General features: G+C 73.0%; 13 protein-coding genes. 7 read left to right on the top strand and 6 right to left on the bottom strand.

What is annotated here, in order from left to right; all coding sequences use genetic code 11:
• Nucleotides 1-98 precede the first annotated feature (98 nt).
• Nucleotides 99-479: a F0F1 ATP synthase subunit epsilon gene (locus ABZX67_RS22470; protein WP_355362859.1), complete on the top strand. Its 381-nt coding sequence runs from the start codon at nt 99-101 to the stop codon at nt 477-479.
• A 174-nt stretch (nt 480-653) separates the two neighbouring features.
• Entirely contained in the window at nt 654-1,100 is a 447-nt protein-coding gene (locus ABZX67_RS22465) for a DUF2550 domain-containing protein (RefSeq protein ID WP_355362857.1), read from the top strand.
• Nucleotides 1,101-1,238: 138 nt separating this feature from the next.
• Here the strand turns inward: ABZX67_RS22465 and ABZX67_RS22460 are convergent, their stop codons facing one another.
• From ABZX67_RS22460 to ABZX67_RS22450, 3 genes are all read right to left on the bottom strand, one after another.
• A complete protein-coding gene (locus tag ABZX67_RS22460; protein WP_355362960.1) occupies nt 1,239-3,023 on the bottom strand; it encodes a glycoside hydrolase family 18 chitinase in 1,785 nt (594 codons plus the stop codon).
• A gap of 225 nt (nt 3,024-3,248) precedes the next feature.
• Entirely contained in the window at nt 3,249-3,923 is a 675-nt protein-coding gene (locus ABZX67_RS22455) for a response regulator transcription factor (RefSeq protein WP_355362855.1), read from the bottom strand.
• Nucleotides 3,920-5,119, bottom strand: coding sequence for a histidine kinase (locus ABZX67_RS22450; RefSeq protein ID WP_355362853.1), 1,200 nt, complete (start codon nt 5,117-5,119; stop codon nt 3,920-3,922). Before ABZX67_RS22450 ends, ABZX67_RS22455 begins: the two co-directional genes overlap by 4 nt.
• 163 nt (nt 5,120-5,282) lie before the next feature.
• On the opposite strand from ABZX67_RS22450, the gene ABZX67_RS22445 reads away from it, so the two are divergent.
• Nucleotides 5,283-5,861, top strand: coding sequence for a hypothetical protein (locus ABZX67_RS22445; RefSeq protein WP_355362851.1), 579 nt, complete (start codon nt 5,283-5,285; stop codon nt 5,859-5,861).
• On the opposite strand, the gene ABZX67_RS22440 is transcribed toward ABZX67_RS22445, so the two are convergent.
• Genes ABZX67_RS22440 through ABZX67_RS22430 form a run of 3 tightly spaced genes read right to left on the bottom strand, consistent with a single transcriptional unit; the run spans nt 5,858 to nt 7,985 of the window.
• Entirely contained in the window at nt 5,858-6,430 is a 573-nt protein-coding gene (locus tag ABZX67_RS22440) for a cob(I)yrinic acid a,c-diamide adenosyltransferase (RefSeq protein ID WP_355362849.1), read from the bottom strand. The genes ABZX67_RS22445 and ABZX67_RS22440 overlap by 4 nt on opposite strands.
• A gap of 13 nt (nt 6,431-6,443) precedes the next feature.
• Entirely contained in the window at nt 6,444-7,193 is a 750-nt protein-coding gene (locus ABZX67_RS22435) for an ABC transporter permease (protein ID WP_355362847.1), read from the bottom strand.
• Nucleotides 7,194-7,202: 9 nt separating this feature from the next.
• Nucleotides 7,203-7,985 (bottom strand): ATP-binding cassette domain-containing protein, encoded by a 783-nt coding sequence (locus ABZX67_RS22430; RefSeq protein WP_355362845.1) that lies wholly within the window; start codon nt 7,983-7,985, stop codon nt 7,203-7,205.
• A gap of 79 nt (nt 7,986-8,064) precedes the next feature.
• On the opposite strand from ABZX67_RS22430, the gene ABZX67_RS22425 reads away from it, so the two are divergent.
• The 4 genes from ABZX67_RS22425 (at nt 8,065) to ABZX67_RS22410 (ending at nt 13,385) form a co-directional block, all read left to right on the top strand.
• On the top strand, nt 8,065-8,754 hold the full coding sequence (locus tag ABZX67_RS22425) for a TetR/AcrR family transcriptional regulator (protein ID WP_355362843.1): 690 nt from the start codon (nt 8,065-8,067) through the stop codon (nt 8,752-8,754).
• A gap of 155 nt (nt 8,755-8,909) precedes the next feature.
• Nucleotides 8,910-9,758, top strand: a complete 849-nt coding sequence (locus tag ABZX67_RS22420; protein WP_355362841.1) for a 3-hydroxyacyl-CoA dehydrogenase family protein — start codon at nt 8,910-8,912, stop codon at nt 9,756-9,758.
• Nucleotides 9,759-9,908: 150 nt separating this feature from the next.
• A complete protein-coding gene (locus ABZX67_RS22415; protein ID WP_031073773.1) occupies nt 9,909-10,232 on the top strand; it encodes an STAS domain-containing protein in 324 nt (107 codons plus the stop codon).
• Nucleotides 10,233-10,487: 255 nt separating this feature from the next.
• Nucleotides 10,488-13,385 (top strand): ATP-binding protein, encoded by a 2,898-nt coding sequence (locus ABZX67_RS22410; RefSeq protein WP_355362839.1) that lies wholly within the window; start codon nt 10,488-10,490, stop codon nt 13,383-13,385.
• Nucleotides 13,386-13,526 lie beyond the last annotated feature (141 nt).

The following is a 13,526-nucleotide window of genomic DNA, read 5'->3' as shown; positions in this document are numbered from 1 at the left end:
ATGGAAGGGGGCGGGTCCGTCCCGCCCCCTTCTCCACGCCCCGTAGAATTGACCCAACACCCGGCCGAGCGGCCGGGTGGTGACCCGAGGAGCCACCCTTGGCTGCTGAGCTGCACGTCGAGCTGGTCGCCGCGGACCGGAGTGTCTGGTCCGGCGAGGCCACCCTGGTCATCGCGCGCACCACGTCCGGCGACATCGGCGTCATGCCCGGCCACCAGCCGCTGCTCGGTGTGCTGGAGTCGGGCCCGGTGACCATCCGTACGAGTGAGGGCGCGACCGTCGTCGCCGCCGTGCACGGCGGTTTCATCACCTTCGCGGACAACAAGCTGTCGCTGCTCGCGGAGATCGCCGAGCTGGCGGACGAGATCGACCCCCAGCGCGCCGAGCGAGCGCTGGAGCGCGCGAAGGCGGAGTCGGACGCCGCGGCCGAGCGCCGCGCCGACGTCCGGCTGCGTGCGGTGACGGCAGCGGTACGCTGACGCGCCGCACCAACAGTTGTGCCCTCAGCCGCGGCCCCGGCTGGAACCATCCAGACCGGGCCGCGGCTGAGGCGATGCAGGTGCAGTGCAGACAGGTGCAGTGCAGGTGCAGATTGTGATCCGATACGGATTCCGGTACGGCCGGTACGGGACGATGCGAGGAGGTCGGTGGAGATGTTCCTCGCTCTGCTTGTGAGCGCCGTGGTCGTCGCCCTGGTGGTGATCGGGCTCTTCGTGTTCGGACTGCGCCGGAGGCTGATCCAGCGCTCCGGCGGCACCTTCGACTGCAGCCTGCGCTGGAACGTCCCGGAGGAGGGCGACCCCTCGGGCAAGGGCTGGGTCTACGGCGTCGCCCGGTACAGCGGCGACCGCATCGCCTGGTTCCGCGTCTTCTCCTACGCCCCCCGCCCCCGCCGCCTCCTGGAGCGCTCCGGCATCGAGGTGCTGGCGCGCCGGATGCCCGAGGGCGAGGAGGAGCTGGCGCTGCTGTCGGACTCGGTGATCCTCGGCTGCCTGCACCACGGCACGCGCCTGGAGCTGGCGATGAGCGAGGACGCGCTGACCGGCTTCCTGGCGTGGCTGGAGGCGGCCCCGCCCGGCCAGCGAGTCAATGTGGCCTGAAAAAGGGCGTCTCGCTGGATGGGGGCACCCCCAGGCGGAGCCCTGGGGGAGGGTCAATGTCGCATAGACGTGAGACGTGAAAGGAGCCGCACCCCGGGGGGTGCGGCTCCTCCTTTTCGTGGGGGGCTTCGCGGGTGTCTACTTCAGCCCGTTGCTGATCGCGCCGACCAGCTCGCCGTTGGCGGTGTCACCGCTGAACTCCCAGAAGAAGGCGCCACCGAGGCCCTGGTTCTTCGCCCACGTCATCTTCCCGGCGATGGTCGCCGGGGTGTCGTAGCTCCACCAGTTCGTACCGCAGTGCGCGTACGCCGTGCCCGCGACGGTGCCGTTGGCCGGGCAGGAGGCCTTGAGGACCTTGTAGTCCTCGATGCCCTGCTCGTACGTGCCGGCCGCCGGGCCCGTCGCCGTGCCGCCCGGCTCCTTCTGGGTCACGCCGGTCCAGCCGCGCCCGTAGAAGCCGATGCCGAGGAGCAGCTTGGCGGACGGCACGCCCTTCGCCTTGAACTTGGCGATCGCCTCGGCGGAGTTGTAGCCCGCCTGCGGGATGCCCGGGTACGAGGTGAGCGGGGAGTGCGGGGCCGTCGGACCCTTCGCCGCCCAGGCGCCGAAGAAGTCGTACGTCATCACGTTGTACCAGTCGACGTACTGGGCGGCGACGCCGTAGTCGGCCGCGTCGATCTTGCCGCCGGCGGAGGCGTCGGCGGTGACGGCCGCGGTGACCAGGTTGTTCGGGCCGAACTTCGCCCGCATGGCCTTCATCATGGTGCTGAAGGCCGCCGGGCCGCTGGTGGTGTCGCAGGACAGACCGCAGGCGTTCGGGTACTCCCAGTCCAGGTCGATGCCGTCGAAGACGTCGGCCCAGCGCGGGTCCTCGACCAGGTCGTAGCAGGACTGGGCGAAGGCGGTCGGGTTCTTCACGGCGTCGGGGAAGCCGCCGGACCAGGTCCAGCCGCCGAAGGACCACAGCACCTTGATGTGCGGGTACTGGGCCTTGAGCTTGCGCAGCTGGTTGAAGTTGCCACGCAGCGGCTGGTCCCAGGTGTCGGCCTTGCCGTCGACGGACTGGTCGGCGGTGTAGGCCTTGTCGTAGTCGGCGAAGGCGTCACCGATGGTGCACTTGCCGTTCTGGACGTTGCCGAAGGCGTAGTTGATGTGCGTGATCTTCTGCGCGGAGCCGGACGTCACCAGGTTCTTGACGTGGTAGTTGCGTCCGTAGACGCCCCAGTTGGTGAAGTAGCCCAGGTTGACCTTGGAGCCGGGGCCGGGGCCGGGGCCCGGGCCGGGGTCGGTGCCGCCGCCGGTGGTGCGCACGGCGCGGGAGCCGCTGGCCGGGCCGGTCTGGCCGGCGGTGTCGCGGGCCTGGACGGCGTACGAGTAGTCCGTGCCGGCGGTCAGGCCGGTGTCGGTGTACGTCAGGCCGGTGACGGTGGCGACCTTGGCGCCGTCGCGCAGGACGTCGTAGTTCTTGACGCCCTTGTCGTCGGTGGCGGCGGTCCAGCTGAGCTTCACCGAGGTGTCGCTGATGTCGGAGGCCGCGGGGGTGCCGGGCGCGGAGGGCGGGGTGTCCCCGGGGACGCTGGGGCCGCCGTCGCACGAGCCGCCGTTCAGCTTGCAGCCGGTCGGGGAGCCGGTGCCGGTGCCGTTGAACCCGAAGGAGACGGAGGCGCCGGGGGCGAGGGTGCCGTTCCAGCCGACGTTCTTGGCGGTCCAGTGGGTGCCGCTGTTGGTGACGGTGGCGTCCCAGGCGGAGGTGACCGACGTGCCGGAGGGGAAGTCCCACTCGACGGTCCAGGAGGAGAGGGTGGTGGTGCCGGTGTTCTTCACCGTCCACTTGCCCTCGAAGCCGGAGCCCCAGTCCGAGACCTTGGTGTACGAGGCGGTGGCGGAGGCCGCGGCCTGGGCGGGGGAGGCGAGGCCGACCATGGCGGCCAGCGGCAGCAGAAGGGCGGTCAGTCCGGCCGTGGCTCTGGCCCGGAACCTCGATCTGCGCGGGAGTGCTTGAGTGCTCAACGGTGCTCCTCAAGATGCGGACGGACATGGTGGGGGTTGGGTAGGTCCGTGAAAGGTGCGCGCCGTGAGCGTAGGAAGGTCTGGACCAATCGTCAATAGGTCCAGACCATTAGAGTTCCCCTGTCGTTGACCCGCGCGTCAGACGCCCAACTCCTGCGCGAGCACCGCCGCTTGCACCCGGCTGCGCAGCTCCAGCTTTCCCAGCAGGCGGCTGACGTGCGTCTTCACCGTCGCCTCGGCCATGTCCAGGCGCACCGCGATCTCCGCGTTCGACAGCCCCTCGCCCAGGCAGGACAGCACCTCGCGCTCGCGCCGCGTGAGCGCGTCCAGCACGGCCGGATCCGAGGCCTCCCCGTTCCCGTTGCGCGGCGCCGGTCGCGACGGGGCCGCGAACTCGGCGATCAGGCGCCGCGTCACCGCCGGGGCGATCAGGCCCTCGCCGCGTGCCACCGTCCGCACCGCCTCGATCAGGTCCTTCGCCTCCGTGTTCTTCAGCAGGAACCCGGCCGCCCCGGCGCGCAGCGCCCCGAAGACGTATTCGTCCAGGTCGAAGGTCGTCAGGACGAGGACGTCGGCGAGGCCCTCCGCCACCACCTGGCGGGTCGCCGACACCCCGTCGAGCCGGGGCATCTGAATGTCCATCAGCACCAGGTCCGGCCGCAGCTCCCGCGCGAGCCGCACCGCCTCCTCGCCGTCCCGCGCCTCCCCGACCACCTCGACGTCCGGGGCGCTGCGCAGGATGAGCACCAGCCCCGCCCGTACCGCGCTCTGGTCCTCCGCGACGAGCACACGCACCCGTGGGCTGTCCGTCATGCGTCCGGCTCCTTGTCGTCCTTCGTCACGGGCAGCTCCGCCCGTACCCGCCAGATCTTCTCGCCCCGCTCCACCACCGGGCCCGCCTCGAACTCCCCGCCCACCAGCGCGATCCGCTCCCGCATCCCCACCAGGCCGGCGCCCGAGCCCGGCACCCGCGGACCGGGCCGGATGCCGTATGGGCTCGTCACCTCCACCGTCAACGCGTGGTCGGCCGACCGCAGGACGACGCGGACCTCGCCGGGGTCGGCGTGCTTGAGCGCGTTCGTCAGCGACTCCTGGACGATGCGGTAGGCCGCCAGCTCGACCGGCGCCGGCAGCACGGTGTCCGGCGCGCGGCCGTCGGACAGCCGGAACACCAGGCCGCTCCCGGCGCCGTTCGTCCGCGCCTGGCGCACCAGGGCGTCCAGCCCGTCGAGGGTCGGGGCGGGGGCGGGCTCGTCGTGATCGCCGCGGTCACGCAGCAGGCCGATGAGCCGGCGCATCTCGGCGAGGCCCTCGACGCTGTTCTCCCGGATGACGCCGAGCGCCTCGCGCGAGGTCCTCGGATCGTCCAACGACAGCGCGGCGGTGGAGTGGATCGCGATCGCGGACAGGTGGCCCGCCACCAGGTCGTGCAGCTCCCGCGCCATCCGGGCCCGCTCGGCGATCACCGCCTCCCGCCGGTCCCGCTCGGCCAGCAGCGCCGTCTGCTCCGCCCGCAGCCGCGCGGTATCGGCGGCCTGCCGGTGGTTGCGGACGACCGCGCCCGTGATCGCCGGGAAGAACGAGACGAGGGCGGTGACCACCCCGATCAGCAGCGCGACCGGCTCCCGGTACCAGGCCAGGAAGCCGAGCGTGACCGCGATGGTGATCAGACCGGTGGTGACCGGAATGCGGCGCGCGGAGGCGGGCGGGCCGTACACGACGGCCGCGTACACGATGTCGGCGAACATCACGATCGTCATCAGGTTGCCGCGCGTGAACTGGTCCCCGACGACGGCGACCGTACCGGCGACCAGCGCCGTACGCGGCATGGTCCGGCGCACCAGCGCCAGCGAGGTCATCGCGAGGAGCGGCACCAGCACCACCGCGCCGGTCGGCAGCCCGGAGCCCGGCCCCTGCGAGTACAGCCCGAACGCCCACAGCACCAGGCCGCAGGCCAGCCCGGCCGCGGCGATCAGCACGTCGTCGCGATGCGTACGGGGGCGTCTCACGGGTCCATCCAACACGGTGGCCCGCCCGGGGACGTCCACGCACGGGCGGAGCGTCGACTACATCGAAGGATGCAGTACCGATTCGTCACCGGTGACGACGAAACGGCGCGCGGAGGCCGGAAGGCTGGAGGGGTGCCGGAATCCGGCCGGAGGGAGAACTGTCGTGATCGTCGCGCTGATCGTCGTCTGCGAGGTCGGCTTCTGGGTGCTGCTGGCCGCCGGGCTCGCCACCCGCTACCTGCTGAAGATGCCCCGCACGGGCGCAGCGCTGCTGCTGTGCGAGCCGCTGCTGGAGGTCCTGCTGCTGGTCGTCACCGCGATCGACCTCAAGAACGGCGCCGAGCCCAGCTGGAAACACGGCCTCGCCGCGCTCTACATCGGCTACACCGTCGGCCACGGCCACCGCACCGTGAAGTGGCTCGACGGCCACGCCGCCCACCGCCTCGCGGGCGGCCCCCGTCCGGTCCCGCCGCCCCGCTACGGCATGGCCCGCGCCCGCCACGAAGGCCGCATCTGGCTCGGCACCCTCGTGGGGGCGGCGGTCGCCACGGTGCTGCTGTGGCTGGCGATCCTGTACGTGGACGACCCGAGCCGCACCGGCACGCTGGGCGGCTGGATGGGCGCGGCGTGGCGGGCCGCCGGGATCCACGGTCTGATCGCCCTGTCGTACTTCGTCTGGCCGAGGAAGGGCCCGGAGGAGCCGGAGAAGCAGCGCGAACCGATCCGGGTGAGCCGTAGCTAGCGCTCCCCGCCCGGCACCCACAGCACGTCGCCGACCTCCTTGTTCGCGGTCCTCGCGAGGATGAACAGGAGGTCGGACAGCCGGTTCAGGTACGTCGCCGTCAGGGCGTTCATCGTCTCGCCGTGCACCTCCAGCGCGGCCCACGTCGAGCGCTCGGCACGCCGCACCACCGTGCACGCCTGGTGCAGCAGCGCCGCGCCCGGCGTGCCGCCCGGGAGGATGAAGGAGCGCAGCTTCTCCAGGTCCTCCAGGAAGCGGTCGCAGTCCGCCTCCAGCTTGTCGATGTACGACTGCTCCACGCGCAGCGGCGGGTACTCCGGGTCCGGCACGACCGGGGTCGCCAGGTCCGCGCCCACGTCGAACAGGTCGTTCTGGACGCGGACGAGGACCTTGACGACGTCCGGGTCGAGCTTGCCCAGCGCGATCGCCGTGCCGATGACGGCGTTGGCCTCGTTGGCGTCGGCGTACGCCGCGATGCGCAGATCGGTCTTGGCGGTCCGGCTCATGTCGCCGAGCGCCGTCGTGCCCTTGTCGCCGGTGCGCGTGTAGATGCGCGTCAGATTGACCATACGGCCAGCCTAGTTACGCACCGGCCTTCCGGAACACACGTGTGCCCACCGTCACGGCCAGTCCCGCGAACGCGACCGCGACCAGCACCCCGTACAGCATCGCCGTGGACGCGTACTCCCCGACGTACGCCGCCCGCACCGCGTCCACCAGGTAGCGGAACGGCATGAGGTGCGACAGCCCGTCCAGCCAGGCCGGTGCCAGCGCCATCGGCAGCATCAGGCCCGACAGCAGCATCGACGGCATGGTCACGGCGTTGACGACCGGGCCGAACTCGTGCGGCGCCGAGACCTTCATCGCCAGCGCGTACGACAGCGAGGCCAGCGCCGTCGTCAGGACGGCGACGAAGCCGAAGCCGATGAGGACCCCGCCGAGCGGCGCCCGCAGGCCCATCGCGACCGCCGCCAGCACCAGCAGCACCGCCTGGAAGACGAGGAGCGCCGCGTCCCGCAGGACGCGCCCGAGCAGCAGGGCGAGGCGGCCGGCCGGTGTGACCCGCATCCGCTCCACCACCCCCGTCTGCTTCTCCACGATGATCGAGAAACCGGCGAACGACGCCCCGAAGAGCGAAAGCTGGAGCAGCAGCCCGGGGACGAGGACCTGCCACGAGTCGCCCTCCGCCCCGAGCGGCAGCCCCGTGAGCAGCGGCCCGAAGAAGAACAGGTACAGCAGCGGCATCAGCACGCCGAAGAGCATGTGGAACTTCGAGCGCAGCGTCGCGCGGGCGTACCGCCCGAAGACGAGCGCGGTGTCGTGCAGCAACAAGGCAGGCTCCTAGACCGCGAGGGGCGTGGGGTCGGCGGGCGCGGGGCGGCGCCCGGTGATGGCGAGGAAGGCGTCCTGGAGGGACGCGTCCGCCGAGCCGGCGTACCGCTCCTTGAGGGCCGCCGGGGTGCCCTCCGCGACCACGGCGCCCTTGTCGACGACGACGAGCCGGTCGGAGAGCGCGTCCGCCTCGTCGAGGTAGTGGGTGGTGAGGAAGACGGTGGTGCCGTGCTCGTCGCGCAGCCGCCGCACCAGCCGCCACAGGTCCGCCCGGCTGCCGGGGTCGAGGCCGGTGGTCGGCTCGTCGAGGAAGAGCACCTCGGGGCGGTGGACGAGCCCGAGCGCGATGTCGAGCCGCCGCCGCTGGCCGCCGGAGAGGGCAGCGCACGGCCGGTCGAGCAGCTCGGTCAGGTCCAGGTCGCGCGCGAGCTCCTCGGCACGGACCGCTGCTTCGGCCTTGGACAGCCGGTAGAGGCGGCCCTGGGTGACGAGCTCCTCGCGTACCGAGATCTGCGGGTCGACGCCGCCGGACTGGGCGACGTACCCGATCTTCCTCCGTACGCCGGCGGGGTCGGCGGCCAGGTCGCAGCCGGCGACTGTGGCGGCGCCGCCGGTCGGCGGGAGCAGCGTGGTGAGCATCCGCAGGGTGGTGGTCTTGCCGGCTCCGTTGGGGCCGAGGAAGCCGAGGATCTCGCCGGGCCGCACGGTCAGGTCGACGCCGCGCACGGCTTCGACGGGTCCGCGGCGGGTGCGGAAGGTGTGGGCCAGTCCGGCCGCGCTGATGATTGCCATGACCCCAGAAAAACAGAGCGACTGAAAAATTGCAATGACACCAAGTTTTCACCGGGACCAGGAAAGCTAGGATGACGGCATGACGACGACCGGGGAGCCGAGCGGGGCGAGCGAGCCGACCGAGCCGACTGGGCCGCGCGAGGGGCTGAGGGAGCGCAAGAAGCGGCAGGCCAGGCAGCACATCTCCGATGTGGCCACGGGCCTGTTCCTGGAGCGCGGCTTCGACGCGGTGACGATCGCCGAGATCGCCCGGGCCGCCGACGTCTCCGTCAACACGGTCTACAACTACTTCCCCACCAAGGAGGATCTCTTCCTCGACCGGAGGGAGGGCCTCGTCGACCGGATCTCCCGGTGGGTCAGGGGCCGGCGCACGGGGGAGTCGGCCGCCGAAGCCGTCCTGCGCGAGCTGCGCGAGGCGGTGGAGGGCCTCTCCCACGCCGTCGGGCTCTTCCCGGGCTACGCCGACTTCATGCAGGTCATCCTGGACGCGGACACCCTGCGCTCCCGCATGTGGGAGATGCAGGGCCAGATCCTGGAGCACTTGGAGCGCACCGTGCGGGAGGAGGTGGGCGCCGACGACACCGACCCCCGGCCCCAACTCGTCGCCGGCCAGCTGAACTGGCTGCACTCCACCCTCATGCGCTGGATCACGGCCCAGATGCTGCGCCGCCGCGACCCCGTCGAGGTGTCGCGCGAAGCCCTCGTCCTCCTCGACGAGATGGAGGAGCTGCTGGGCGAGAAGGTGCTCGCCTACGCCGTGAAGCGGTAGGCGTGTCCCGCCCGGAGCCTCACCCGGCGGGCCGTATCAGTGTGATGTCCGTCATGTGAGACGTGACGCGCATCTCTTCGCCGCCACAGCGGCGCCGCCGGGCGCTAACCTCCCGCCGAAGGGCCGAAAAGTAAACAGGCGTTAAGGGGTAGAACGTGGCCAGGAAGCTCGCCGTCATCGGGGCCGGACTCATGGGATCCGGAATCGCGCAGGTCTCGGCCCAGGCGGGCTGGGAGGTCGTGCTGCGGGACGTCACCGACGCGGCCCTGACCCGCGGTACGGACGGCATCAAGGCGTCGTACGACAAGTTCGTCTCCAAGGGCAAGCTGGACGCCGCCGACGCCGAGGCCGCGCTCGCCCGGATCAGCACGACCACCGACCTCGACGCGGTCGCCGACGCCGACATCGTCGTCGAGGCGGTCTTCGAGAAGCTGGAGGTGAAGCACGACATCTTCCGCACGCTCGACAAGCTCGTACGCGACGACGCCGTCCTCGCCTCCAACACCTCCGCCATCCCGATCACCAAGATCGCCGCCGTGACGGAGCGCCCGGAGCGCGTCGTCGGCACGCACTTCTTCTCGCCCGTCCCGATGATGCAGCTGTGCGAGCTGGTGCGCGGCTACAAGACGAGCGACGAAACCCTCGCCACCGCGCGCGAGTTCGCCGAGTCCGTCGGCAAGACCTGCATCGTCGTCAACCGCGACGTCGCCGGTTTCGTGACGACCCGTCTCATCTCCGCGCTGGTCGTCGAGGCGGCGAAGCTGTACGAGTCGGGCGTCGCCTCCGCCGAGGACATCGACATCGCGTGCAAGCTCGGCTTCGGCCACGCCATGGGGCCGCTCGCCACCGCAGACCTGACGGGCGTCGACATCCTGCTGCACGCCACCGGCAACATCTACACCGAGACCCAGGACGAGAAGTTCGCGCCGCCGGAGCTGATGCGCCGGATGGTGGACGCCGGTGACATCGGTCGCAAGAGCGGGCAGGGCTTCTACAAGCACTGAGCCGTATCGGCGGTGACGCCATCACCCCGAGGGGTGAATTCGATATCGGTTCGCTTACAAGGCGCAACTGCTCCACCGGTACGGCAGTCAGTTGATGCATAGAAAGACCTGACGACCACAGCACCATCACCGCACTCTCGGGGAGCGCATATGCATATCAGGGGCGACCACGCCGAGCTGGTCGTCGGGGGCCGCCTCGACGTCCGCAGCGCGGCGGACGCCCGTACGGTCCTGCACTCGGCCGTCGACGACGGCGCCGGCGACCTGGTGCTCGACCTGACCGGCCTCGACTCCTGGGACGCCACCGGACTCGGGGTCATCATGGGCGCTCACCGGCGTGCGGGCCGCTGCGGCCGCCGGCTGGTGCTGCGGGGCGTCCCACCCCAGATGCAGCGCCTGCTGGTGGCCACCCGGCTGCACCGCATCCTCGCCATCGAGGGCGGTATCGCCGCCGAAACGTTGCCCCGCGTCTGAAGCGGTCCGCACCGCGTCCCACGTCGGGCAGGCCGTCGCAGGCCGTGGCGGTACACCACAGGCGCACAATCCTCACAAGACCGTGACGTCTTGGGCAGCACGGCACCCCGCGCTTCCCCGATACTGGGCGAACGTCTAGGGTTCGGTCGCCTGCCGAACGACGGACCCACCGGCGGGCACCGGACCAGAAGCGACAGCGGCGTGCGGATCGGCCGGGAGGGGCTTCGGCGCGCACCGCTTTTGGGGGCACACACCATGAACCCGATGGACCGAGGGCCGGCTGAGTACGGCCACGACAACGATGACAACGAAACCGGCGGCGACGGTTCCCACCGCGCCCACGCGGCGTCCCGCGACGACGCGCCGCCGCGTGCGAGCGGCGCCGAACGCGGCGCCGAGCGGGGACTGCCGGCCGGCCCCGCCCGTACCGCCCAGATCGTCGCGGGCGACCTCCTGCTCACCGTCAACCCGATAGACGGCAGCGAGATCGAGCCCTGTCCGCCCGGACGGCAGCCCGCACCACCGGGCCGCCGCACCGCCGAAGAGCGCGCCGAACGCGCCCGCGCGGCGGGCCCGCCCGTGCCCCCGGGCCCCGCCGCCCGCCATCTGACGCTGCTGGAGCGCCAGGAGGAGCGCGAACGGCTGGTACGGCTCCTCGCGCGCGGCCGCTCCGTCCGGCTGACCGGGCCCTCCGGCTCCGGCCGCACCGCGCTGCTCGACGCCGTCGCGGCCGACTGCGCCGACCTCGCCCCCGACGGTGTCGTACGGCTCAGCGGCCACCACCGCACGCCCACCGAGCTGCTGCACGAGCTCTTCGCCACCGTGTACCGCGCGCCCGGGCAGCGGCCGGACCGTGCGGGGCTGCTGGCCGGCGTGCGGGAGATCGGCGCGGTCGTGGTCGTCGACGACCTCGACTTCGGCGGCTCCGCGCTGGACGAGCTGCTCGACGCCGCCCCCGAGTGCGCCTTCCTGCTCGCCACCACGCCCGACGTCGCCGCGCCTTCGCCCGACGCCCACCTCGAAGAGGTCTTCCTGAGCGGGCTCGGCCGGGGCTCCGTCCTCGAGCTGCTGGAGCGCGGCGTCGACCGGGCGCTCACCGACGAGGAGGCGAACTGGGCGGGCGACCTCTGGTTCGAGTCCGAGGGCCTGCCCCTGCGCTTCGTCCAGGCCGGCGCCCTGCTGCGGCAGCGCGACGAGCTGTGCGCCGGTTCCGGCGCCGGCAGCGCGGACGCGGACGACGACGGCGACGCGGAGCTCGCGGACGACGCGTCCGGCGACGCCGACGTCTTCTCCGGCACCCGTGACGTACCGCTGCCGACGCTCGCCGAAGGCGCCGCCCCCGCCGCGCTGCTCGCCTCCCGGCTCTCCGAGTCGGCGCGCGAGACCCTGCGCTTCGCGGTCGCGCTCGGCGGCGAGGTGCCGCACCAGGCGCACCTGCCGGCGCTGGTCGGTGACACCCACGCGGACGCCGCCCTGGCCGAGCTGCTCGGCTGCGGGCTGCTCACCCCGGTCGGCTCACGCCACCGGCTCGCCTCCGGGGTCCTCGCCCAGCTCACCCGGAGCGGGTACGACAAGGGCGCGGTCGCCCGCGCCCACACCGCCGCCCAGCACTACGCCTGGTGGGCCGCGCACCCGTCGGTCACCTCCGAGCGGGCGTGCGCCGAGGCGGACGCGGTGCTCGCCGCGATGGCCGCGCTGGTGCCCGGGGGAGAGGCCGGCCACGCGAGCGCGGCCGTGCTGCTGGCGCGCAGCGCGGCGCCCGCGTTCGCCGCCGGGCTGCACTGGGCCGCCTGGGAGCGGGCGCTGCGCACCGGCCAGGAAGCCGCCCGCATTTCGGGCGAAGTGGCCGAAGAGGCGTACTTCCACCACGAGTTGGGGGTCCTCGCGCTCTGCTCCGGCAACCTCGACCGGGCACGCGCCGAGCTGGAGGCGTCCATCGGCATGCGCGGCGCGCTCGCCGACAAGCGCGGCACGGTCGCCGGCCGCCGGGCCCTGGCGCTGGTCGTCGACCGCGAGCGCGGCGCGCTGCCCAGCGGGCGTACGGCGGCGGGCGAGGAGCTGCCCGGTGCGCGGCGCGAGGGACCGGCGACCCCGGCCGGCGGCGTACCGGCGACGTCCGGCGGCCTCGCGGCCCTTCCCTACCTGCCGGGTCTGTCGCACGAGACGCCCTCGGGCGGCCTGCGCAAGGACGGCCCCGGTGCGCCGGGCACGACGCCCGGTGCGCCGGGTGCGCCGGGTGCGCGGCCGGGGCAGGCTCCCCTGGGTTCCGGGCCCCGGGCGTCCGCGCCCCACTCCCCGGCGTCCGGTTCTCCGGGAGCGGGTCCTTCGGGGCCCGGTCCTTCAGGGCCCGGTTTCACGCGGCCCGGTGCTTCGCGCCTCGGTCTCTCCGGGCTCGGCGCATCGGCGCGGCGCACCCTGCTCACCGGCGCCCGGCGCAACCTCGTCGCGGCGAGCGCGGGCGCGCTCCTCGCCGCCGTACTCGGCACGGTCGTCACGCTCGGCGCCACCTCGGGCGGCGAGGAGGACGAGGGCGGCTCGGGCCGCGTCACGTCCGACCAGCCGGCCACCGTGGACGACGGCAACGGCAGCGGCGGCGGCTCGGACGCCGAGGAGCCCGGCCAGGACTCCACCCGCCACCCCGGCGGCGGCTCCACCGGAGGCTCCGGCGGAACCGGCGGTCCGGGCGGCAGCGGCGGCCCCGGCGCCTCCGCCCGGCCGGGCGAGTCGGGCTCGGCGGGCAACCCGACCGCGCCGGGCGGCGGCACGCCGTCCGCGACGACCGGCTCGACGTCGACGAGCGGCACCTCGCCGACGTCCGGCGGCAGCAGCTCCACGTCCACCGGCGGCAGTTCCTCGCCCACCAGCACCGGCGGCGGCAGCTCCTCGCCGACCAGCACCGGCGGCAGCAGCGGCGACCCCTCGCCGAGCACCTCCGGCGGCACCACCTCGCCGGCGCCGACCACGAGCGGTTCCACGACGGGCGACGCCGGCAGCAGCACGAGCGGTTCGACGACGGGCGACACCACGACCGGGGGCACGGCGGACGGCGGCACCGACACCACGAGCGGCGGCGCGGGCGGCGGGACCACCAGCGGTGGCGCCGACACCACCGGCGGCACGACCACCGACGGAGGCGCGCCCAGCGGTTCCTGAGACGCGCGGTACGCGGAAGGCCCCGGGCGAGGGAACTCGTCGCCCGGAGCCGCGCCGCCTCGTTGCGCTGGGCACGGCGGCCGCCGGCGCTCCGCCTCCTTCGCGGCGTCACGCCGCCACCCCCTCGTCCTCGTCAACGCA

This window comes from Streptomyces sp. NPDC003036, from assembly GCF_040611175.1.
In the GTDB taxonomy this organism is placed as follows: Bacteria; Actinomycetota; Actinomycetes; order Streptomycetales; family Streptomycetaceae; genus Streptomyces.
This window is presented reverse-complemented; position numbering and strand designations above follow the sequence as displayed.